Genomic DNA, 20,063 nt, shown 5'->3' on the forward strand with positions numbered 1-20,063 from the left:
ATCTTTGGGCAGTTCGGGGAAAGGTGGTTATGAGACGCTTCCACGCGGTGATAAGTACAGTGGAGTTGGTCGCCAACTTGCACAACATGGTTGCAACTACGGATGGTTGGCGATCCGCGGTCCACAACCGAAACACACAGGCACAGGCACCCGGATGCACGACACGGCGGGCCGGGCTCCCTTCCGGAGGGGAGCCGGGAGTCCGGCCCGCCGAGTCACCGAGCATCGGGCCTGAAACAGACGAAAGGGGTCAAAACAGGTCCGGGCACCACGGTCGCCTGGACGTACGCAGCAGGGCGTCGGCCACACGGGCGGCGCCCGCTCGTTCTTCCCGGACCCGGCCGATCGCGGCGAGCCGTACGGCGGACTCGTCGCCGAGCCACAGGGTGGCCAGGTCGGAGAGGTTCAGGGTGAGGTCGGCACCGTCGGTGGTGGCCGCGCAGTCCCCCGAGCCGTCGGCGTCCGCCTCCAGGCGGTACCGCCCGCCCCCGTCGACGACGTCCAGCACCAGCGACCCGGCACTCCCGTACGTCCGCGCCTCCAGGGCCCGTACGACGTCCAGGATCCGCACCCACAGCCAGTCGACCTGGCTGGTGAGCCTGGCCGCACGCGGGTCGGGGAAGAAGTGCGGCAGAAGGTCGTCCGGGGCCCGCCGGCCCGTCTTGACGTGGGTGATCCAGTCGATGGAGCAGAGATAGCGCCACAGCGCGCGCTCGGCGTTCGGCGAGAGGGTGGTCAGCCACTTCACCGTGGCCGTGTTCGACGGCTGCCCGCCGTCGCCCCACCGGTCGTCGGCGGTGTAGGCCACCATGCCCTCCACCTCGCCGGACGGCGCGCGGTACACCGCGTAGTGGGGTTCCTGGAAGGTGTTGTAGTACCTCACCTGCCCGGTGGTCGCCTGCCACCACACCTCGTCGCGGCTGACCGCTCCGGGCTGCACCCGGCGCAGCCGCTCGTGGAGTTCGGGGCCCAGCTTGCGGACGTCCTCGGCGTCGACCAGGTCGATCCGGCCGCCGTCCTCGGGGCCGGACCAGCGCGGGTCGAGGCCGGTGCGGGGGACGTCGATGGTCCACTCGGCCGCCGTGGTGGCGGGGCCGAAGCCGTAGCGGCCGTAGATCGGGTACTCGGCGGCGATGAGGGTGGCGACGGCGTCCCCGCGCTCCCGGGCGGCGGCCAGGTCCTGCTCCATCATCCGGCCGAGCAGACCGCGGCGGCGGTGGGTGGGCGAGACGGTCACGTTGGTGATCGCGTCGGAGGGCAGGGCGGCGCCGCCCACCGCGGTGAGCCGCTGGTCGAAGGAGCGGAAGGTGGCGACGCAGCGGTCCCCGTCGAAGGCCCCCCGGACCCGGCCGGGGACGAACCAGGGCCGGCGCGCGGCCAGTTGCTCCTCGGTGAGGGTGGGCTCCCGCAGGAACCCGGTGTGCACGGCACGATGCCAGTCGGGCAGCTCTGCCTCGGTGATCGGTCGGACGTCGATGTCAGCGGCGCGCGTCATGCCCTCACGGTAGGCGCGGCCCGGCGGGGGTGTCGCGACGTTTTCGCCGGACGGGACCGGACCCGCGGTAGGTCCGGGACCGGACGCGCGGTAGGTCCGGGACCGGACGCGCGGTGGTTCCGGGACCGGACGCGCGGTGCCTGCGCGGCGCGGCCCGGTGTCACAGCAGCAGGTCGTCCACCTGGGCCTCGCCCTCGCGGTAGCGGCGGGCGATCTCGGCGCTGCAGTCGTCCGCCGTGCGCTGGAGGCGCTGGCGGCGCAGGGAGACCTGCTGTTCGTAGCGGACCAGGCGGCCCATCGCCTCGTTCAGCTCCGCGTCGGTGCGCGCGCCGAGGTCCGACAGCTCGACCTCCGCCAGCATCTCCGCCGCCAGCCGCCGGTACTCCTCGCTGTGCGGTGTGCCCAGCGTGACGTGGCGGGCCGAGGAGCGGTGCCGGGCCGGGGCGTCGCGCAGGATCTCCGCGAGCCGCTCCACGACGGACGCGGCGCCCAGGGGCGAGCGCCGGGCCAGCTCGGCCCGCAGGATGTCGATCCGCCCCTGCAACAGGCGCCGTACGTAGCTCAGATCGGCCTCGTCGCGCTGCGCGTCCCGTCGTACCGTGCGCAGTTCGGGCAGGTTCAGCAGGGCCAGGTCGTGCTCGGGCGGACCGGCGGGCAGCCGCGCCGACTGCTCCGTCGCGGTGCGCTGCACGGGCGGCCTGAGCGGGCCGCGCAGACCGCGTTCTCCCGCTCGGGTCAACGAGACGGCCCCGGACTGCCGTCCGGTACTCGATGCGCTCATCTACCTCAACCGTCCCCTCGACCAAAGTGTGGAAGCATCGTGCCACCCCAAGTGGCCGCTATGTGACCGAGTGCCCCCGATCGACCCCGGATGGGGGGTTAAGGTTCAAAAAGAATCCCCTGACAAACTGCTCCGGGACACACGGCATGATGGTCGTCATGCGTGCAGTGGTGCAGAGGGTGGACGGCGCGAGCGTCGTCGTGGAGGGCGAGACCGTCGGCGAGATCGCCGAGGAGGGGCTGTGCGTCCTGGTGGGCGTCACCCATGACGACACCAAGGAGAAGGCCGCCGCGCTGGCCCGCAAACTCTGGTCGGTGCGCATGCTCCACGACGAGAAGTCGTGCAGCGACATCGACGCCCCGCTCCTCGTGATCAGCCAGTTCACCCTGTACGGCGACGCCCGCAAGGGCCGCCGCCCCACCTGGAACGCCGCCGCCCCGGGCGACGTGGCCGAGCCCTTGGTCGACGAGGTGGTGGCCCAGCTGCGCGCCCTGGGCGCGACGGTGGCGACGGGCCGCTTCGGCGCGCAGATGCGCGTCGGTCTGACCAACGACGGCCCGTTCACCGTCCTGCTGGAGATCTGAGACACCCACAGGTCCCACGGGGCCCGCAGGCCCTACGGGGCGCACAGGCGCGAACGGCCCCACAGGCTCCTACGGCGCGACGACGACTTCCTGCGCCGCCGCGGTGTCCCCGGCCACCAGCTGCGCGTCCGTCGGCACGTTCCGCTTCACCAGCGCGAGCGCGACCGGGCCCAGCTCGTGGTGGCGGGCCGAGGTGGTGATGAAGCCGATCTTCCGGCCCTCGGGCCCGTCCGCCGCGAGCCGGATCTCGGTACCGGCGACCGGCAGATGGACCTCGCTGCCGTCGAGGTGCAGGAAGACCAGCCGGCGCGGCGGCTTGCCCAGGTTCTGCACCCGGGCCACGGTCTCCTGGCCCCGGTAGCAGCCCTTCTGGAGATGGACCGCGGTACCGATCCAGCCCAGCTCGTGCGGGATCGTGCGGTGGTCGGTCTCGAAGCCCAGGCGCGGCCGGTGGTGCTCGACGCGCAGCGCCTCGTACGCGAGCAGCCCGGCGGCGGGCCCGGCCTTCTGCGCGTACGACTCCAGGTCGGCACGCGGCAGGAAGAGGTCACGCCCGTACGCCGTCTCGCGTACGACGACGCCGTCCGGGACCTCCGCGATGGAGCCGGCGGGCAGGTGCACGACGGCGAAGTCGGCGGTCCGGTCGGTCGCCTCGACGCGGTAGAAGAACTTCATCGACTCCAGGTACGCCAGCAGCGCCTCCTGGGTGCCGGGCTCGACGTGGGCCCAGACCGTGCCGCCGTCGTCCACCAGGTACAGCGCGTGCTCGATGTGGCCGTGCGCGGAGAGGATCAGCGCCTCCGTGGCCTCGCCGGCCGGCAGCTCGCTGACGTGCTGGGTGAGCAGCAGGTGCAGCCAGCTCAGCCGGTCCTCACCGGTCACGGCGATCACGCCGCGGTGCGAGAGGTCGACGAAACCGGCGCCGTCGGCGAGGGCGCGCTGCTCGCGGAACAGTTCGCCGTAGTGGGCGGCGACGCCTTCGTCCACGCCCTCGGCGGGGACGGCGCCGGGCAGGGTCAGCAGAGGGCTCTTCATGGGGGCAAGCCTACGACTCGGTAGTTGAATTCTTCAGCGAGCTGTTCTCCGAGCTGTTCTTCAAGCTGTTCTCCGAGCCCTTCCGCGCGCAGTCCGCGCAGCGCCCGAAGATCGCGAAGTGCTTCATATCGGTCTCGAAGCCGAAGGTGTCCCGCAGCTTGGCCGTGAACTCGGCGGCCACGGAGACGTCCGCCTCGATCACGTTCGTGCAGTCCCGGCACACCAGATGAAGGTGATGGTGCCGGTCCGCGAGATGGTAGGTGGGCGCTCCGTGCCCGAGATGCGCGTGGCTGACCAGCCCCAGCTCCTCCAGGAGCTCAAGGGTCCGGTACACCGTCGAAATGTTGACCCCCGACGCGGTCTTCCTCACTTCCACGAGGATGTCGTCGGGGGTCGCATGCTCAAGGGTGTCCACGGCTTCGAGCACGAGTTGCCGTTGCGGCGTCAGCCGGTAGCCGCGCTGCCTGAGATCGCTCTTCCAGTCGGTGCTCACCACACCGACGAGTCTAGGACTACTTGAAGAAAGCGATCCCGTCGTCCGGCATGTCATCGGGGAGGGCCTTGGCCCAGCGCTCGACGTCCTCGGGGGTGACGACCTTCTTCAGGTGCGCCGACATGTAGGGACGCAGCTCGACCTCGGGGGTCTGCTTCTCGCCGACCCACATCAGGTCGCTCTTGACGTAGCCGTACAGACGCTTGCCGCCCGTGTAGGGGGCGGAGGCGGCGGTGCGGGCCACGGCGTCGGTGACGATGTCGATCTGCGGCTTCTTGTCGGCCAGCTCGCCGTACCAGATCTCGATGACACCGTCGTCGCGGGTCATCGTGACCTCGACCTTGCGGTCGGCGTCGATCCGCCAGTAGCCGTGCTCGGACTCCAGCGGCCTGACCTTGTTGCCGTCGTTGTCCAGCACCCAGGTGTGGGACTGGTACTCCAGGAAGTCCCGGCCGTCATGCGTGAAGGAGACCTCCTGACCGAAGTTGCACTTCTCGGCGCCGGGGAAGTCGTGCACGCCCGCGCCGGCCCAGTTGCCGAGCAGGAAGGCGAGCGGGACGAGGTCCTTGTGGAGGTCGGACGGGATCTCGATCATGGGTGCAGTTCCTAGACGTGGGTCAGCGCTGGCCCTGGTACAGCTTCTTCACGGTCAGTCCGGCGAAGGCGAGGACGCCGATGGCGACCAGGACCAGCAGGATCTCGAAGAAGAGGATCACGGGTTGCTCCTTGGTGAGCGGACGGGCGATGCACGAAGGCCGGGCCCCAGCTTACGCGGCCCGGGCCCGGCCTTCTTGGCGAGGTCAGCTCAGCAGCTGGCTCTGGAGGGTGACCGTCTGCTGGAAGGGGACGGCGAGGGCCTTCCCCTTCCGGGACTGGACGATCAGGGCGAGCACGTCACCGGCGGTGACGTACGCCTGCCGGACCTGCTGGGCGCCGTACGGCTTCATCTCCGCGTAGACGTAGCGCGAGACGTCCGGCAACGGCTTGACCGCCTCGGCGTACTCGTTGTCGAACTCGGAGAGGTTGTCGCCGCGCACCCGGTAGGCCGGGCCGCCGGCCGGGGCGATGCGGCCGGGGGTCAGTTCCTGCACGACCGCCGAGGTGGCGAAGCGCAGCAGGTAAACGCGGGTCTCGGTGCCGTCCTCGGTGGTCCAGCCCCGGGCGGCGATGTGCCGCAGCCCGTAGTCGGTCAGGAACTGCCCGAACTCCGCGCGGTGCGTCTTCTCGGGGAACTGGGCGAGGAAGTCCTTCGTCGCCAGCCAGCCGTCCTCGCCCCGCAGCGCCTTGTCCTCGGTGGCGCCCTTCGGCGCGGGCAGCACCAGGGCGCGCAGGTCGGCGTGGTGGGTGCCGGCCGGGTTGTCCTCGGCGAGCGGTCCGGGGCTGCCCGAGGGCATCGGCGGGTAGGCGAGCGTCGGGTAGTTCCACCGACCGTCCGACTCGGTCGCCAGCCCCGGTACGTCGGTGCGCTCCATCCGGGTGATGCCGTACGCCGTCAGCGTCCCGACGGCGGCGAAGACGGCCACCGCGGCGGTCCACCGGAGCGCGGCCCGCAGCCTCCGCCGCGGCCGTGCGGCGGGCGCGCCGGCACCCTGCGCAACGGGGGCGAGCGCGTCCCCGCCCTCGGGCACGGGCCCACCCACCGGGGTGCCGGAAACGGCGGCGGGGTCCCCCTCGGCCCCACCAGCGGGCACCGACTCGGCCGGCGCTACGGCCCCGGCCTCGGGGGTGAGCGTGGGGGTGGGTGCCGTGTCACGGACAGACGCGGCATCGGACACCGGGCCCACCGCCGAGGCGGCTCCCGACACGGCGTCGGCTCCCGGGTCGTCCCCGGACTCAGGGGCGTTCCGAGACTCCGACGCAAGGACAGCGGCAGGGGCGGGCGCGGCCTCAGGCACGGGCGCGGCCTCAGGCACGGGCGTCGACGCGGCATCCGGCTCGGTGCCGGGCCCGGCCTCTGCTTCCGGGGCGTCCCCGGCCTCAGGAGCGGGCGCAGCCTCAGGAGCAGGCCCGGCCTCAGGAGCAGGCGTCGACGCGGTCACCGACGCGGCATCCGGCTCGGTGCCGGGCCCGGTCTCTGCTTCCGGGGCGTCCCCGGCCTCAGGGGCGGGCGCAGCCTCAGGGGCGTCCCCGGCCTCAGGGGCGGGCGCAGCCTCAGGGGCGTCCCCGGCCTCAGGGGCGGGCGCAGCCTCAGGAGCAGGCGCAGCCTCAGGAGCAGGCCCGGCCTCAGGAGCAGGCCCGGCCTCAGGCGTGGGCGTGGGCTCGGGCGCGGGTGCAGGCGCGGGGCCGGCCTCAGGCGCGGGCGTGGAGTCGGGCGCGGGCTCATTTGCCGGGCCGGCCGCGGGTGCAGGCGCGGGGCCGGCCTCGGGCCCCGGCTCGGACGTCGGCTTCGGCCCCGGCTCGGACGTCGGCTTCGGCGCCGGCTCGGACGGAGTTGCGGGGGTGGGGTGGTCGGTCGTGGTCATACCGCTGCTCCCGGTTCGGCGATGCGGTCGAGTTGGGTCTTGAGCAGCGATGCGATCGCGTCGGTGTCCATCGACTCGACGCCGTCCGCGACGGCGGTGACCATGACGTCACCCTGGTAGCCGGAGCAGAGGAGGTGGTCCAGGCCCTCGCCCTCGTCCTCGTCCTCGCCGTACGTCACGTCCGAGGGCAGCAGGAAGCACTTGGTGTCCTTGTGCCCCTCGATCTTCGGACCGGCCTCGAACACGTCGATGGCGTCGAGCAGCTCGTTGTAGAACACCGTGTTGCGGCGCACGGACGTCCGGTTCTCCATCCGGGACAGGATGATGCTGACGGCGGAGGGGGAGCTGCCCCCCGTCTGCACGTAGCTGCGCATCGCCATGCCGGTGTACCGCGCCTTGTCGATCTGCTTCTCCATCTCGCGGCGCTGCGTGCGCGGCAGGCCGCGCAGCGACTCCTTGCGCAGGGCGGTCGCCTCGGCGCCGCTGAGCGCCTCGTCCGAGCCGAACTCCGTGAGGTCGGGCCCCCGGGTCCAGTAGTCGTCGTACGGGACCAGTACCGCGGAGAGCCCGGAGGGCTTCGCGGCGTGCGCCCGGCCCCCCGACTCGCCGCGCGGGAACTTCCAGACGGGCGCCCCCGCGTCCCGGTCGGCGCCGCGCACCGTCACCACGGTGTACCCGACCCCGGCGACCAGCGCGCCGACCAGCACCAAGGACCCGGCGACGGCCAGGATCCGGCCGACCCGCACCTTCTTCTTCACGGGCGCCTCGGCGACAACCTCGACCGGACTCTCCGCGCTCTCCGGGTTCTCTGCTTCAGTCACAGCCGCTCCATCTGACGCTCGGCCAGGCCCCGGATCGTCTTCCCGGAGACCGGCTCGGTGCTGTAGATCCAGACCTCCAAGGCGATGTCACCGCGCCAGGCGTGCGCTTCGGCGCTGTAGACCGGCTCGTAGCCCGGCTCGGTCTCCGGCACGGTGTGGACGTACGCCATCCCGTCCTCGGTGCCGCGCACGCTCCAGCTCTTGGTGTCCTCGTCCTCCTCGGCCCACGGCATGCCCGAGCCGTCCTCGTCGTAGGTCGCCCAGTAGTGGCCGTCGTCAGCCGCACCCGCGGCCAGGTCCGCCACCTCGTCCTGCCGGTACTGGATCAGCCGGATCTCCACGGTGTACGCGTCGTACTCCCAGCCGGTGACGGCCGCACGGCGGAAGGCGGGCGCCATGTCCTCGAAGGCGCCGGCCGGGTCCTCGAAGTAGTCGGCGTAGTCGGCCAGGCTCATCCAGCCGTCGGACCCTCCGAGCCACTCGGCCTTCTCCGCCCCCGCCGGCTTCTTCAGCAGCAGCTTGCGCAGGTCGCCGTCGGTCTTGACCTGGTGGTCGTGCGCGGCGGACAGGGGTTCGGGGGCCTCGCCCCGGGTCTGCTCCAGCTTCGGCTGGGAGAGCGAGGGCAGCCGCGTCGGCTCGCGGTCGGCCTGCACCAGGTAGCCGGCGCAGGTACCGGCCACCAGGCCGAGCACGGCGGCGCCGGTGATCAGCAGCGCCGTACGTCCGCGACGGCGCGGCCGGGCCACTGCTTCTTCGGGTACTTCCAAGTCGTCCCCCCACGGAACGTGAAGCGCGCATTCCGTATGCGCGCGCACAGGAGACCCATGGCCAAAGCTCAAGGTTGCAAGGCAGTTGATTACGATTCAGCCATGGCGAAGAAGCTCGTGATCAAGGTGACGGCGGGGGCCGACGCCCCCGAACGCTGCTCGCAGGCGTTCACGGTGGCGGCGGTGGCCGTGGCCAGTGGCGTGGAGGTGTCCCTGTGGCTGACCGGGGAGTCCGCCTGGTTCGCCCTGCCGGGCCGGGCCGCCGAGTTCGAGCTGCCGCACGCCGCTCCGCTGCCGGACCTGGTCGAGTCGATCCTGGCGGGCGGCCGGATCACCCTGTGCACCCAGTGCGCGGCCCGGCGGGACATCACGGAGAAGGACGTCGTCGAGGGCGTACGGATCGCGGGCGCCCAGGTGTTCGTGCAGGAGTCGCTCGCGGACGACACCCAGGCCCTCGTCTACTGACGCGGCCGCTTCCTGCCGTCCAGCTCGTCCCACCACTCGTCGGACTCGGGGTCGCCGGAGTGGTCGTCCCACCAGCGGTCTTCGGGGCCGCGGCGGTTGGCGACCACGGCGGCCAGCGGCGGGATGACCATGGCCACCACGCACATGCCCACCGCCACGGGCACCGACCAGAGCCGTACGACGCCCCAGGCCAGGACGAACAGCCCCAGGCAGGTGCCCATCATGGCGAAGTACAGATGACGACGCCGTGCGTACATACGTCCAGAGTAGGCCGAAGGGCCGCACCCCGAGCGTCCAACCCGGGGGTGCGGCCCTTCGGCCGTTCAGGGGTGCCTCAGACGGCGATGGCGACCTCCGCCAGGCCGCCCTGCTGGGCGACGACGGTACGGTCGGCGGTGCCGCCGGGAACCAGCGCGCGCACGGTCCAGGTGCCCTCGGCCGCGTAGAAGCGGAACTGGCCCGTGGCGGAGGTGGGGACCTCCGCGGTGAACTCGCCGGTGGAGTCCAGCAGGCGGACGTATCCGACGATCGGCTCGCCGTCCTTCGTCACCTGACCCTGGATCGTGGTCTCACCGGGCTTGATCGTGGAGGCGTCCGGGCCGCCGGCCTTCGCTCCGCACATGTTGAACTCCTCGGGGTAAAGGTCGTTGGTCTTACTTGTTGGCGCCGAGCTCGATCGGCACGCCGACGAGGGAGCCGTACTCGGTCCAGGAGCCGTCGTAGTTCTTGACGTTCTCCACGCCGAGCAGCTCGTGCAGGACGAACCAGGTCAGCGCGGAGCGCTCACCGATGCGGCAGTAGGCGATGGTGTCCTTGGCCAGGTCCACCTGCTCCTCGGCGTACAGCTCCTTCAGCTCGTCGTCCGACTTGAAGGTGCCGTCGTCGTTGGCGTTCTTCGACCACGGGATGTTGCGGGCGCTCGGCACGTGGCCGGGACGCTGGGACTGCTCCTGCGGCAGGTGGGCCGGGGCGAGCAGCTTGCCGGAGAACTCGTCGGGCGAGCGCACGTCGACCAGGTTCTGCGCGCCGATGGCCGCCACGACATCGTCGCGGAAGGCACGGATCGAGGTGTCCTGTGCCTTGGCCTTGTACTCGGTGGCCGCGCGCTCGGGGACCTCGTCGCCGGCGACCAGCTCGCGGGCGTCCAGCTCCCACTTCTTGCGGCCGCCGTCGAGGAGCTTGACGCTGTCGTGGCCGTAGAGCTTGAAGTACCAGTAGGCGTAGGACGCGAACCAGTTGTTGTTGCCGCCGTAGAGGATCACCAGCGTGTCGTTGGCGATGCCCTTCTTCGACAGGAGCTTCTCGAAGCCCTCCTGGTCGATGAAGTCGCGGCGGACCGGGTCCTGAAGGTCCTTGGTCCAGTCGATGCGGATCGCGTTCTTGATGTGGTTCTTCTCGTAGGCGGACGTGTCCTCGTCCACCTCCACGATCGCGATGTTGCTGTCGTCCAGGTGCTCCTGGAGCCAGTCGGCGTCGACCAGGACGTCGCTGCGGCTCATGCTTTCTCCTCCGGGGCAGTTGCGGCGGGGCGTGCAAGTGAGAGGGGCGCGCGGTCCGGGTGCGGACGGCGCACGAAGGCCCTGGGCAGGGCGGGGGAATGCGAGGCGTCGGTGCTCTTCGCTCAGAAGGGGCGACAGAGCATGGCGGCGACGCGGCACAGGTCTACTGCCCGCCGCTTCGTGAGATCCGCCTGTCGCTTCATACCTGCGATCGTAGGGAGGGACAGGCGCGCATGTCACCGGCGTGTCGCATTTTGAGACGCGATCGTCCGGGATGTGGGACCGGCGGGCCCTCGAAGCCGTCGCCGCAGGGCTTCCGGGGCGATGCGGCCGCCGTCACAGCTACGGTGCGGACAGCGGCGTCTCGCCTTTCGGACACCGAAGCTCACACCGAGGCTCACACCGAGGCACCGAGGCTCACACCGGTTGCTCGCACCGGGGCGCCCCGAAGCCGCCCCGACGTGCGCCAAGGGCCGTACTACCCCGCGAGCCGGACGTCCGAACCCCGCACCGTGATCTCCACTCCGTCCTTCGCCGCCTCGACCTTGTCCAGCTCGATGCCGCCGGGCAGACCGTCGATCCGCTGCTCGAAGTCGGTGATGCCGCGCGCCCGGGACTCCGCTATGTCGACGCCGCCGAACGAGGGCAGGGAGTCCGCGTGCACCTTGACGGTGTCGCCCTCCACGGTGACCGAGCTGAGCACGTGGACCGGGTTGGGGAGCTTCACCCCGAGGACGGTGGCCTCCACGGCGACCTTGATCCGGCCGTTGCCGCCGTCGGAGAGCCCCACCACATGGGCGGTGACGCCGGGCCCGACCTCGGTGTCCTCGGACTGGGCGGTCTTGAGGAGTTCCGCGTAGCCGATGGAGGCGGTGCCGGTGGCGGTGTCCGCGGTGGCGGAGCTGAAGCCGTTGGAGAACCGCACGCCCTTCATGTTCGCCCTGAGCCCGTCGATGCGGATGGTCTCGCCGTCGCCCGCCGTGGCCTCGTAGTCGTCTATGCCGACCTCGATGTCGTCCAGTTCGCCCCCGGCGAGCTGGGTGAGGAAGGGGAAGCCCTTGATGGACACGTCGGGGGTGGCGGCGAGGTTCTCGGTCGTCCGCAGCTTCTCGGCCGCCTCGTCCTCGGCGAAGCCCACGGCGAGCCGGTCGGCGAGCACGAAGAGACCACCGAGGACGACGGTGACGATCAGCAGGATCCGCAGTGCGCGCATGTTTCGGACTTCCCCCACCCGGTCGGACGACGACCGGCCGGCCGCCATCGGGGGAGCGTAACCCCGGATGGCGTCCGGTCCGCCGAACTGTCGATCACCTGTGACACGCGGACCGGTGAAAGGTCTAGCCCAGAGCCCGGCCCAGGACGTACACCGCCGGTGCCGCCGCCGCGAGGGGGAGGGCGACGCCGGCCGTGAAGTGGACGAACCTCGACGGGTAGTCGTAGCTCGCCACCCGGTGGCCGATGAGGGCCGAGGCCCCGGCCGCCGCGCCGAGCAGCGCGCCCTGGGAGCCGACGTCCGTCATCCCGCCGACGGCGATGCCCGCGCCCGCCGCGGCGAGCACGGAGACCACGACGGACGCCGCGGTCGGCAGCGGCAGGGCACGGGCGAGCAGGGCCACCGCCACCGCGGCCGCGCCCACCGTCACCGCGTCCGCCTCCGCCGCGAGGTAGCCGGACGCCACGATGGCCAGCGCCGCCGAGGCGACGGTCGCCATCAGGCCGTACATGCGCTCGTCGGGGTCGGCGTGCGAACGGAGCTGGAGGACCAGGGCCAGCAGGACCCAGACGCCCAGCGTGCCGAGGATGGCCGAGGGGGCCCGGTCGGAGGCGAGCAGGGCCACGTCCGCGGTCAGCGCGCCCGCGAAGGCCAGCGCGATGCCCTGGCGGGCCGGCCACATGCCGTTCAGCCGGAACCAGCCGGCCGCGGTGACCGCCTGGAGCACGACCAGCGGGACCAGCAGCGCGTAGGTGCCGACCGCCGCCGTGCCCGACAGCAGCAGGCCGAGCGCCGCGGTCAGCGCCGCCGGCTGCATGCCCGGCTCGATGATCGGGGAACGGCCCTCCAGACGGGCCCGCTGCGCGTCGGTGACGCGAGCGTTGCCGCCGAGGGTCGCCGGACCGTAGCCCGACTCCTCGGGCGCGGCCGGCGGGACCGGGGCCGGTTGCGGCCCAGGAGCCTGCGGGGGCGCGGCCGCGTACGGCTCAGGGGCCTGCGGTGACCCCGCCGCGTACGGCTCGTAGCCCTGCTGGGGCATGTACGCCGTCTCCGCGGCCGCGACCGGGGGCTGGACCTGGGTCTCCCAGGTCTGGCCCTGCCACTGCTGCGTGTACTGCTGGGCGGCCTGCGGGTCCTCGTACCCCTGCCACCCCTGTTGCGCCTGTGGCTGTGGCTGCTGCTGCCCGTACGGGTCGTAGGCGTCGTAGCCGCCCTGGTACGGCTGGTTGGTCATCGCTCACCCTCCTGCGAACGGCGGGAGCACTTCGACCGTGCCGCCGTCGGCCAGGCGTACCGTCTCATGTCCGCGGGTGCCCACGGGGTCACCGTCGATCAGGAACGAGCAGCGCAGCAGCACGCGCGTGAGTTCGCCGGGGTGCCGCTCGCGCACCGCGGCGAGCGCCTCGGCGAGTGTGTCCGCGGCGTACGGCTCCTCATCCACTCCGGCCGCGGCCTTCGCGGCGGCCCAGTAGCGGACCGTGACCTCTGCCATCCCGTTCCTCTGTCCTTCGGCGTCAACCGTCCTTCGGCTGTCAACGGGCCCAGGCTAGCCCGCCCGGCCGACGGCCCAGCGCCCGATCCTGGCCAGCAGCCCGTCGTCGGCCGCGTGCTCGGCGTGCCCCATGCCCGGTTCCAGCCAGAGTTCGCCGTGCCCACCGGCCGCGTCGGCCAGCATCCGGGGGTGGTCGAGGGGGAAGTAGCCGTCGCGGTCGCCGTGCACGATCAGCAGCGGGACGGGGGCGATCAACGGCACCGAGTCCACCGGGGAGAGCGGGACCGGGCTCCACCCGCGGTGGTGGATACGCGTGCGCAGTCCGTAGCGGCTCACCAGGCGGCCCTCGCGGCGGGTTACCAGCCAGTGGACCCGGCGCATAGGGGCCGTCCCCCGGTAGTACCAACGCGCGGGGGCACTCACCGAAACCACCGCGTCCGTTTGCGCCCCCGTGCGCCCCGCGTGCTCCGGCCCGTACAGGGCCGCGTGGCGCAGCACCACGGAGCCGCCCATGGAGAAGCCCACCGTCACTACGCGTGAGTGCCCGAGCTCCCGCGCCCAGGCCACGGCGGCGGCCAGGTCGAGCACCTCGCGGTCGCCCACCGTGGACCGTCCGGCGGAGCGTCCGTGGCCCCGGAAGGAGAAGGTGATCACGCTCCCGTACTGGGCGAACGCCTCCGCGACCCGGCGCACGTGCGGCTTGTCCACATCACCGGTGAAACCGTGCGCGATCACGAACGCCGGACCACCGGTGGATGGAATTCCGGTGTTGTATACGACCGCACCCGGTTCGTATACGGAATCGATCGTCACCCCGTCGTCCGTGCGCAGAAACGTCCGGATAGGGGTACGTCTGTTCGTCTCAGAATTCGGAACAGACGTCGAACGCGCCACACGACCTGCCGGATCAGTCCTCATGTGGGCTATTCTCCTGGGCAGAGGACTCGGGCAGCGAAGCCCCCGGGTCCTTTTGTGCTTTCGGAAGCGTTGTATACGACGCGGGAAACCGCGGGTGTACGGGCCCCGGGATCGCAGAGCAATGCCGCTGTGCCGCAAACGTCCTCGCAGGGACCGAGGAGGAACCAGACGTATGAGTTCTCTGCTGCTCCTGACCAATGCCCTCCAGCCGTCGACGGAGGTGCTTCCGGCCCTCGGCCTGCTCCTGCACAACGTGCGAGTGGCCCCCGCCGAAGGCCCCGCGCTCGTCGACACCCCGGGCGCCGACGTCATCCTGATCGACGGGCGCCGTGATCTGCCGCAGGTGCGCAGCCTGTGCCAGCTGCTGCGCTCCACCGGACCCGGCTGTCCGCTCATCCTGGTCGTCACCGAGGGCGGCCTCGCCGCCGTCACCGCCGACTGGGGCATCGACGACGTCCTGCTGGACACCGCCGGCCCCGCCGAGGTCGAGGCGCGGCTGCGCCTGGCCATGGGCCGCCAGCAGATCGTCAACGACGACTCCCCGATGGAGATCCGCAACGGCGACCTCTCCGTCGACGAGGCCACCTACAGCGCCAAGCTCAAGGGGCGGGTCCTCGACCTCACCTTCAAGGAGTTCGAGCTCCTGAAGTACCTCGCGCAGCACCCGGGCCGCGTCTTCACCCGCGCCCAGCTGCTCCAGGAGGTCTGGGGCTACGACTACTTCGGCGGCACCCGCACCGTCGACGTGCACGTACGACGGCTGCGCGCCAAGCTCGGCCCCGAGCACGAGTCGCTGATCGGTACCGTCCGGAACGTCGGTTATCGATTCGTTACGCCCGAGAAGGGCGACCGTTCCGCCGAGGAGGCCCGCGCCAAGGCCGACCGCGCAAAGGCGGAAGATACGGACGAGACGGCGGTCCTGGACGGCGTCGAGGTCAGTGCGGACGCCTAGCGGATCCCGGCAGCGCTCGGGCGGGGCTCAGGCAAGCCTCTGCACGCCCTGCCCAGAGCGGGTCCATCCGCGTAGACTCCGCGCGTGGCCAAGGTAACCAGGGATGATGTGGCGCGGCTGGCGGGTACCTCCACCGCCGTCGTCAGCTATGTCATCAACAACGGACCCCGGCCGGTCGCCCCGGCCACGCGCGAGCGCGTTCTCGCCGCGATCAAGGAGCTGGGGTACCGGCCCGACCGGGTCGCCCAGGCCATGGCCTCGCGCCGGACGGACCTCATAGGTCTGATCATCCCGGACGCGCGCCAGCCCTTCTTCGGGGAGATGGCGCACGCGGTCGAACAGGCCGCGTCCGAGCGCGGAAAGATGGTCCTCGTCGGCAACACCGACTACGTCGGCGAGCGCGAGGTCCACTATCTGCGCGCCTTCCTCGGCATGCGGGTCTCCGGTCTGATCCTGGTCAGCCACGCGCTGAACGACCTGGCGGCGGCCGAGATCGAGGCGTGGGACGCCCGGGTGGTGCTGCTGCACGAGCGCCCCGAGGCGATCGACGACGTCGCCGTCGTCACCGACGACCTCGGCGGAGCCCAGCTCGCCGTGCGCCACCTGCTGGAGCACGGCTACGACTACGTCGCCTGCATGGGCGGCACCGCGGAGACCCCCTCGGTCGGCGACCCCGTCTCCGACCACGTCGAGGGCTGGCGGCGCGCCCTGCACGAGGCCGGGATCAGCTCCGAGGGCAAGCTCTTCGAGGCGCCCTACAACCGCTACGACGCCTACCGGATAGCGCTGGACCTGCTCGCCGGCCCCGACCGGCCGCCGGCGATCTTCTGCTCCACCGACGACCAGGCGCTGGGTGTCCTGCGGGCCGCGCGCGAGCTGCGCATCGACGTGCCGGGCGAGCTGGCCGTGGCGGGCTTCGACGACATCAAGGAGGCGGCGCTGGCGGACCCGCCGCTGACCACGATCGCCTCGGACCGCTCGGCGATGGCGCGGGCCGCGGTGGACCTGGTCCTGGACGACGGTCTGCGGGTCGCGGGATCCCGGCGCGAACGGCTCAAGGTGTTCCCGTCCCAGCTGGTGACCCGGCGGTCCTGCGGCTGCCCGTGAGCCCCTCCCGCCACGGTTCGTGAACGCCTCCTGAGAGGGCCCACCCCACGCCCGGAACGGCCTTTACATCGGGCATACGAGGTTCTGCCGGGCTTCTCAGGGAGCACTCAGGGAGCTCTCATCGTCGGCGGACAAGCTCTGTTCCATGACCGAGAGCTTCCGCCGCAGCGGCGAGTACGAGGACCCGTACCAGGGCCGGCAGGACCCGTACCAGGGCCGGCAGCACCACGCCTCCACTCCTGTGAACCCGGAGTGGCCGCCCCCGCCGGCGTTCGCGCCGGTGCAGGAGCCCGCCCCGGTCCACCACCAGCAGGCGCAGGAGCCCGCCCCGGCGCAGACCGCCTGGGCCGCCGGTGACGGCGACGGCGGCGGCACCGCACCGCTCACCCCCGCACCCTCCGGCGAGGCACCGCGCAGGAAGCGCACCCGGGGACCCGTCGCCCTGCTCGCCGCCGTCGCGCTGGTCGCCGCGGCCGTGGGCGGCGGCACCGCCTACGCCGTGCAGGAGCTGACCGGCAGCGACACCGTCGCCGCGAGCACCACCACCAGCGTGGTGCCCTCCAGCAAGAAGGGCGACATCGCGGCCATCGCCTCGGTGGTCAGCCCGAGCATCGTGGAGATCAGCGCCACCTCGAACTCCGGCGAGTCCACCGGCTCCGGCGTGATCATCACCAGTGACGGCGAGATCGTCACCAACAACCACGTCATCTCCGGCGCCTCCTCGATCAAGGTCACCACCAGCGACGGCAAGGAGTACACCGCCGAGGTCGTCGGCACCGACAGCAGCAAGGACCTGGCGCTGATCAAGCTCCAGGACGCCTCTGGACTGACGGCCGCGAGCCTCGGCGACTCCGACAACGTGCAGGTGGGCGACACGGTCGTGGCGATCGGCTCGCCCGAGGGCCTGACCGGCACCGTCACCAGCGGCATCATCTCGGCGCTCGACCGCGACGTCACCGTCTCCACCGACGAGGGCCAGCAGCAACAGCAACAGCAGCAGGGCGGCGGCTGGCCGTTCGAGTTCGGCGGCCAGCAGTTCAACGGCGACACCGGCTCGTCCACCACGACGTACAAGGCGCTCCAGACGGACGCGTCCCTGAACCCCGGCAACTCCGGCGGCGCGCTGATCGACATGAACGGCAACATCGTCGGCATCAACTCCGCGATGTACTCCTCGGCCTCGTCCTCCTCCGACGCCGGCAGTGTCGGCCTCGGCTTCGCCATTCCGATCAACACCGTCAAGTCCGACCTCGCCAAGCTGCGTTCGGGCTCCCAGAGCTGAAGGGGCACGCCATGATCAAGCAGGTCTCCCGTACGGCCGCCGACACCGACCCGGCGAGCTTCGCGCTCGCCCTGGAGGTCGCGTACGAGCTGCACGCCCCCGCCGCCCGCGCCCCCGAGCTGGCCACCGGCCCCGTCGGCCGCACCACGGCCCGCCGCGCCCGCCGCCGTACGACGGCCCGCGCCTGACCCGCCTCTGACCGCACCCGTCGCGGACATGCGAGGCTGAATGTGCCGACCCGTCCCCCGCACCGAGGAACCCGAAGCCCATGAGCCCCGCCGATGGCGACCGTGACCCCCAGCGCATCCTGATCGTCGACGACGAGCCGGCGGTGCGCGAAGCCCTCCAGCGCAGCCTCGCCTTCGAGGGCTACGACACCGAGGTCGCCGTCGACGGCGCCGACGCCCTGGAGAAGGCCACCGCGTACCACCCGGACCTGGTCGTCCTCGACATCCAGATGCCCCGCATGGACGGACTGACCGCCGCCCGGCGCATCCGCGGCGCGGGCGACACCACCCCGATCCTGATGCTGACCGCCCGCGACACCGTCGGCGACCGGGTCACCGGGCTCGACGCCGGCGCCGACGACTACCTCGTCAAGCCCTTCGAACTGGACGAACTGTTCGCCCGGGTACGGGCCCTGCTGCGGCGCAGCTCCTACGCGGCCGCGGCCTCGGCCGCCACCGAGGAGGACGAGGCGCTCACCTTCGCCGACCTGCGCATGAACCTGGCGACCCGGGAGGTGACCCGGGCCGGGCGCCCGGTGGAGCTGACCCGCACGGAGTTCACGCTGTTGGAGATGTTCATGGCGCACCCGCGCCAGGTCCTCACCCGTGAGCAGATCCTCAAGGCCGTCTGGGGCTTCGACTTCGAGCCGTCGTCGAACTCCCTCGACGTCTACGTCATGTACCTGCGCCGCAAGACCGAGGCGGGCGGCGAGCCGCGCCTCGTGCACACGGTCCGCGGGGTTGGCTATGTGCTCCGACAGGGCGGCGCCGAGTGAGCAAGCTGTTCCGCGGGTTCCGCGCGCTGCCGATCCGGGCGCGGCTGTCGCTGCTGGTGGCGGCGGCGGTGGCGTTCGCGGTGGCGGCGGTCTCGGTGACGTGCTGGTTCATCGTGCAGGGGAAACTGTACGAACAGCTGGAGGGGGACCTGACCCGGGCGTCGTCGATGCGCATGCCGGCGCAGTTGCAGAGCGCCCTCGCCAACTGCACCGACACCCCCTCCTACGCCGGCAACGTCTTCCGCAACTACTCCCAGGTGGTCCAGGAGGACGGCACCGTCTGTCTCCTCGAAGGCTCCTCCTCCGAGGTGAAGGTCACGGACGCCGACAGGGAGGCGATCGAGAGCGGGGACACGCAGAAGGTCTACTTCCGCAACGGGACCACCGCCGACGGCACCGACGTGCGCGTGCTGACCCGCCCGCTCACCACGGTCACCCGGGACGGAGAAGCCGGCCCGAAACTCGGACTCGTCGTCGCCATGCCCCTGAAGAGCACCCAGGACACCCTCAACGACCTGGCCCTCATCCTTCTCCTGGTCTCCGGCATCGGAGTCGTGGGCGCCGGAGCCGCCGGGCTCGCCGTCGCGCGGGCCGGGCTGCGGCCCGTCGACAAGCTCACCGAGGCCGTCGAGCACGTGGCCAGGACGGAGGACCTGAGCGTCCGCATCCCCGTGTCGGAGGACGCCGAGGACGAGGTGGCCCGGCTGTCGAGGTCGTTCAACTCGATGACCTCCGCGCTGGCCAGCTCCCACGAGCTCCAGCAGCAGCTGATCGCGGACGCCGGACATGAGCTGCGCACCCCGCTGACCTCCCTGCGCACCAACATCGAACTGCTCACCCGCAGCGAGGAGACCGGCCGCCCGATCCCCCCGGCGGACCGCAAGGCGCTGCTCGCCTCGGTGAAGGCCCAGATGACCGAGCTGGCCGCGCTCATCGGCGACCTCCAGGAACTGTCCCGCTCGGAGGGCCAGCGGGGCGAGCGGGTCCAGGTGATCGCCCTGGAGGACACCATCGAGTCCGCCCTGCGCCGGGCCCGGCTGCGCGGCCCCGAGCTGACGATCACGGCCGACCTGCGGCCCTGGTACGTCCGCGCCGAGCCGTCGGCCCTGGAGCGGGCGATCGTCAACATCCTGGACAACGCGGTGAAGTTCAGCCCGGAGGGCGGCACCGTCGAGGTGCGGCTCGCGGACGGCGTGCTGACGGTCCGGGACCACGGTCCGGGCATCCCCACCGAGGAACTCCCGCACGTCTTCGACCGCTTCTGGCGCTCCCCCGACGCACGCGCCCTGCCCGGCTCGGGTCTGGGCCTGTCCATCGTGGCGCGCACCGTGCACCAGGCGGGCGGCGAGGTCGCCCTGTCCCCGGCCGAGGGCGGCGGCACGGTGGCGACCGTACGCCTGCCCGGCGCCCCCGTCCCGCCACCCGAGGCGCCGTAGCCGGCGACCGGCCCCGCGGCCAGACCCACAAAGGCCCACCGGCGTCCGGCCGGTGGGCCTTTCCTGTGGGCCTTTCCGGTGTGCCGGGGCCCCTCGCGCGGGAAGCGGGCCTCCGCGACCGGGGGTGGCCGGGGCCGAAGCCGTCCGGCCACGCCCGGCACCCCAGTCCGCGACCCTCCCAGGCTCACGGAAGGCCACCGGGCATACGGCCCGGCGGCCTTCCGGGGTTCCGGGGCGCGTCACGCGGGAGGGGAAGCC

24 protein-coding genes are annotated in these 20,063 nt (G+C 71.8%); 8 read left to right on the top strand and 16 right to left on the bottom strand.

From position 1 onward, the window contains the following. Positions 1-250: 250 nt before the first annotated feature. Both AB0E07_RS05455 and AB0E07_RS05460 read right to left on the bottom strand, forming a co-directional pair. Complete coding sequence (locus AB0E07_RS05455; protein ID WP_362246674.1) at positions 251-1,495, bottom strand: GNAT family N-acetyltransferase; 1,245 nt, start codon at positions 1,493-1,495, stop codon at positions 251-253. Between the two features lie 160 nt (positions 1,496-1,655). Then, on the bottom strand, positions 1,656-2,276 hold the full coding sequence (locus AB0E07_RS05460; RefSeq protein WP_362246676.1) for an aerial mycelium formation protein: 621 nt from the start codon (positions 2,274-2,276) through the stop codon (positions 1,656-1,658). Between the two features lie 158 nt (positions 2,277-2,434). On the opposite strand from AB0E07_RS05460, the gene dtd reads away from it, so the two are divergent. After that, positions 2,435-2,860: a D-aminoacyl-tRNA deacylase gene (gene dtd / locus AB0E07_RS05465; protein WP_362246678.1), complete on the top strand. Its 426-nt coding sequence runs from the start codon at positions 2,435-2,437 to the stop codon at positions 2,858-2,860. A gap of 69 nt (positions 2,861-2,929) precedes the next feature. Here dtd and AB0E07_RS05470 read toward each other — a convergent pair whose 3' ends face one another. The 6 genes from AB0E07_RS05470 to AB0E07_RS05495 all read right to left on the bottom strand — a co-directional run bounded on the left by AB0E07_RS05470 (position 2,930) and on the right by AB0E07_RS05495 (position 8,438). Next, complete coding sequence (locus AB0E07_RS05470; RefSeq protein ID WP_362246680.1) at positions 2,930-3,895, bottom strand: folate-binding protein; 966 nt, start codon at positions 3,893-3,895, stop codon at positions 2,930-2,932. A 10-nt stretch (positions 3,896-3,905) separates the two neighbouring features. Further along, positions 3,906-4,391 carry a transcriptional repressor gene (locus tag AB0E07_RS05475; RefSeq protein WP_362246682.1) on the bottom strand — a complete coding sequence of 162 codons (486 nt, stop codon included), beginning with the start codon at positions 4,389-4,391 and terminating at the stop codon, positions 3,906-3,908. A 16-nt stretch (positions 4,392-4,407) separates the two neighbouring features. Beyond that, a complete protein-coding gene (locus tag AB0E07_RS05480) occupies positions 4,408-4,983 on the bottom strand; it encodes an FABP family protein (protein ID WP_362246684.1) in 576 nt (191 codons plus the stop codon). Between the two features lie 205 nt (positions 4,984-5,188). Beyond that, positions 5,189-6,016, bottom strand: a complete 828-nt coding sequence (locus AB0E07_RS05485; RefSeq protein WP_362246838.1) for a hypothetical protein — start codon at positions 6,014-6,016, stop codon at positions 5,189-5,191. An 830-nt stretch (positions 6,017-6,846) separates the two neighbouring features. Further along, entirely contained in the window at positions 6,847-7,671 is an 825-nt protein-coding gene (locus AB0E07_RS05490) for a hypothetical protein (protein WP_362246686.1), read from the bottom strand. Continuing rightward, complete coding sequence (locus tag AB0E07_RS05495; protein WP_362246688.1) at positions 7,668-8,438, bottom strand: hypothetical protein; 771 nt, start codon at positions 8,436-8,438, stop codon at positions 7,668-7,670. The genes AB0E07_RS05490 and AB0E07_RS05495 overlap by 4 nt, the downstream gene beginning before the upstream one ends. Positions 8,439-8,540: 102 nt before the next feature. Here AB0E07_RS05495 and AB0E07_RS05500 point away from each other — a divergent pair, with 102 nt between their 5' ends. Further along, positions 8,541-8,903: a DsrE family protein gene (locus tag AB0E07_RS05500; RefSeq protein WP_362246690.1), complete on the top strand. Its 363-nt coding sequence runs from the start codon at positions 8,541-8,543 to the stop codon at positions 8,901-8,903. Here AB0E07_RS05500 and AB0E07_RS05505 read toward each other — a convergent pair. The 8 genes from AB0E07_RS05505 to AB0E07_RS05540 form a co-directional block, all read right to left on the bottom strand. After that, positions 8,897-9,160: a DUF3099 domain-containing protein gene (locus AB0E07_RS05505; RefSeq protein ID WP_362246692.1), complete on the bottom strand. Its 264-nt coding sequence runs from the start codon at positions 9,158-9,160 to the stop codon at positions 8,897-8,899. The genes AB0E07_RS05500 and AB0E07_RS05505 overlap by 7 nt on opposite strands. Before the next feature lie 77 nt (positions 9,161-9,237). Then, positions 9,238-9,525 carry a DUF1416 domain-containing protein gene (locus AB0E07_RS05510; protein ID WP_015659522.1) on the bottom strand — a complete coding sequence of 96 codons (288 nt, stop codon included), beginning with the start codon at positions 9,523-9,525 and terminating at the stop codon, positions 9,238-9,240. A gap of 31 nt (positions 9,526-9,556) precedes the next feature. Then, positions 9,557-10,402 carry a sulfurtransferase gene (locus AB0E07_RS05515; protein ID WP_362246694.1) on the bottom strand — a complete coding sequence of 282 codons (846 nt, stop codon included), beginning with the start codon at positions 10,400-10,402 and terminating at the stop codon, positions 9,557-9,559. Positions 10,403-10,524: 122 nt separating this feature from the next. Continuing rightward, complete coding sequence (locus AB0E07_RS05520; protein WP_350751515.1) at positions 10,525-10,605, bottom strand: Ms5788A family Cys-rich leader peptide; 81 nt, start codon at positions 10,603-10,605, stop codon at positions 10,525-10,527. A gap of 275 nt (positions 10,606-10,880) precedes the next feature. Beyond that, complete coding sequence (locus AB0E07_RS05525) at positions 10,881-11,615, bottom strand: DUF2993 domain-containing protein (RefSeq protein WP_362246696.1); 735 nt, start codon at positions 11,613-11,615, stop codon at positions 10,881-10,883. A 124-nt stretch (positions 11,616-11,739) separates the two neighbouring features. Next, positions 11,740-12,849, bottom strand: a complete 1,110-nt coding sequence (locus tag AB0E07_RS05530; protein WP_362246698.1) for a hypothetical protein — start codon at positions 12,847-12,849, stop codon at positions 11,740-11,742. 3 nt (positions 12,850-12,852) lie between these two features. Then, a complete protein-coding gene (locus AB0E07_RS05535; RefSeq protein WP_362246700.1) occupies positions 12,853-13,107 on the bottom strand; it encodes a MoaD/ThiS family protein in 255 nt (84 codons plus the stop codon). Positions 13,108-13,161: 54 nt separating this feature from the next. Then, positions 13,162-14,025, bottom strand: coding sequence for an alpha/beta fold hydrolase (locus AB0E07_RS05540; protein WP_362246702.1), 864 nt, complete (start codon positions 14,023-14,025; stop codon positions 13,162-13,164). A gap of 172 nt (positions 14,026-14,197) precedes the next feature. Here AB0E07_RS05540 and AB0E07_RS05545 point away from each other — a divergent pair, with 172 nt between their 5' ends. The 6 genes from AB0E07_RS05545 (at position 14,198) to AB0E07_RS05570 (ending at position 19,805) form a co-directional block, all read left to right on the top strand. Further along, positions 14,198-14,977, top strand: coding sequence for a response regulator transcription factor (locus AB0E07_RS05545; protein WP_362246704.1), 780 nt, complete (start codon positions 14,198-14,200; stop codon positions 14,975-14,977). An 84-nt stretch (positions 14,978-15,061) separates the two neighbouring features. Continuing rightward, complete coding sequence (locus AB0E07_RS05550; RefSeq protein WP_362246706.1) at positions 15,062-16,084, top strand: LacI family DNA-binding transcriptional regulator; 1,023 nt, start codon at positions 15,062-15,064, stop codon at positions 16,082-16,084. A gap of 145 nt (positions 16,085-16,229) precedes the next feature. Next, on the top strand, positions 16,230-17,366 hold the full coding sequence (locus AB0E07_RS05555; protein WP_362246708.1) for a trypsin-like peptidase domain-containing protein: 1,137 nt from the start codon (positions 16,230-16,232) through the stop codon (positions 17,364-17,366). 11 nt (positions 17,367-17,377) lie between these two features. Then, positions 17,378-17,554: a hypothetical protein gene (locus tag AB0E07_RS05560; RefSeq protein WP_362246710.1), complete on the top strand. Its 177-nt coding sequence runs from the start codon at positions 17,378-17,380 to the stop codon at positions 17,552-17,554. Between the two features lie 80 nt (positions 17,555-17,634). Then, a complete protein-coding gene (locus tag AB0E07_RS05565) occupies positions 17,635-18,369 on the top strand; it encodes a response regulator transcription factor (protein WP_362246712.1) in 735 nt (244 codons plus the stop codon). Further along, the gene (locus AB0E07_RS05570) at positions 18,366-19,805 is read left to right on the top strand and encodes a HAMP domain-containing sensor histidine kinase (RefSeq protein ID WP_362246714.1); all 1,440 of its coding nucleotides are present in this window, start codon (positions 18,366-18,368) and stop codon (positions 19,803-19,805) included. Before AB0E07_RS05565 ends, AB0E07_RS05570 begins: the two co-directional genes overlap by 4 nt. Positions 19,806-20,063: the final 258 nt, after the last annotated feature.

The sequence above is a fragment of the Streptomyces sp. NPDC048002 genome, from assembly GCF_040653275.1.
Classification (GTDB): domain Bacteria; phylum Actinomycetota; class Actinomycetes; order Streptomycetales; family Streptomycetaceae; genus Streptomyces.

What these genes read in the sequence shown, in the direction of transcription:
- AB0E07_RS05455 (WP_362246674.1), bottom strand. Translation starts at nt 1,495, where the DNA reads ATGACGCGCGCCGCTGACATCGACGTCCGACCGATCACCGAGGCAGAG.
- AB0E07_RS05460 (WP_362246676.1), bottom strand. Translation starts at nt 2,276, where the DNA reads ATGAGCGCATCGAGTACCGGACGGCAGTCCGGGGCCGTCTCGTTGACC.
- dtd (WP_362246678.1), top strand. Translation starts at nt 2,435, where the DNA reads ATGCGTGCAGTGGTGCAGAGGGTGGACGGCGCGAGCGTCGTCGTGGAG.
- AB0E07_RS05470 (WP_362246680.1), bottom strand. Translation starts at nt 3,895, where the DNA reads ATGAAGAGCCCTCTGCTGACCCTGCCCGGCGCCGTCCCCGCCGAGGGC.
- AB0E07_RS05480 (WP_362246684.1), bottom strand. Translation starts at nt 4,983, where the DNA reads ATGATCGAGATCCCGTCCGACCTCCACAAGGACCTCGTCCCGCTCGCC.
- AB0E07_RS05500 (WP_362246690.1), top strand. Translation starts at nt 8,541, where the DNA reads ATGGCGAAGAAGCTCGTGATCAAGGTGACGGCGGGGGCCGACGCCCCC.
- AB0E07_RS05505 (WP_362246692.1), bottom strand. Translation starts at nt 9,160, where the DNA reads ATGTACGCACGGCGTCGTCATCTGTACTTCGCCATGATGGGCACCTGC.
- AB0E07_RS05510 (WP_015659522.1), bottom strand. Translation starts at nt 9,525, where the DNA reads ATGTGCGGAGCGAAGGCCGGCGGCCCGGACGCCTCCACGATCAAGCCC.
- AB0E07_RS05515 (WP_362246694.1), bottom strand. Translation starts at nt 10,402, where the DNA reads ATGAGCCGCAGCGACGTCCTGGTCGACGCCGACTGGCTCCAGGAGCAC.
- AB0E07_RS05520 (WP_350751515.1), bottom strand. Translation starts at nt 10,605, where the DNA reads ATGAAGCGACAGGCGGATCTCACGAAGCGGCGGGCAGTAGACCTGTGC.
- AB0E07_RS05525 (WP_362246696.1), bottom strand. Translation starts at nt 11,615, where the DNA reads ATGCGCGCACTGCGGATCCTGCTGATCGTCACCGTCGTCCTCGGTGGT.
- AB0E07_RS05530 (WP_362246698.1), bottom strand. Translation starts at nt 12,849, where the DNA reads ATGACCAACCAGCCGTACCAGGGCGGCTACGACGCCTACGACCCGTAC.
- AB0E07_RS05535 (WP_362246700.1), bottom strand. Translation starts at nt 13,107, where the DNA reads ATGGCAGAGGTCACGGTCCGCTACTGGGCCGCCGCGAAGGCCGCGGCC.
- AB0E07_RS05540 (WP_362246702.1), bottom strand. Translation starts at nt 14,025, where the DNA reads ATGAGGACTGATCCGGCAGGTCGTGTGGCGCGTTCGACGTCTGTTCCG.
- AB0E07_RS05545 (WP_362246704.1), top strand. Translation starts at nt 14,198, where the DNA reads ATGAGTTCTCTGCTGCTCCTGACCAATGCCCTCCAGCCGTCGACGGAG.
- AB0E07_RS05555 (WP_362246708.1), top strand. Translation starts at nt 16,230, where the DNA reads ATGACCGAGAGCTTCCGCCGCAGCGGCGAGTACGAGGACCCGTACCAG.
- AB0E07_RS05560 (WP_362246710.1), top strand. Translation starts at nt 17,378, where the DNA reads ATGATCAAGCAGGTCTCCCGTACGGCCGCCGACACCGACCCGGCGAGC.
- AB0E07_RS05565 (WP_362246712.1), top strand. Translation starts at nt 17,635, where the DNA reads ATGAGCCCCGCCGATGGCGACCGTGACCCCCAGCGCATCCTGATCGTC.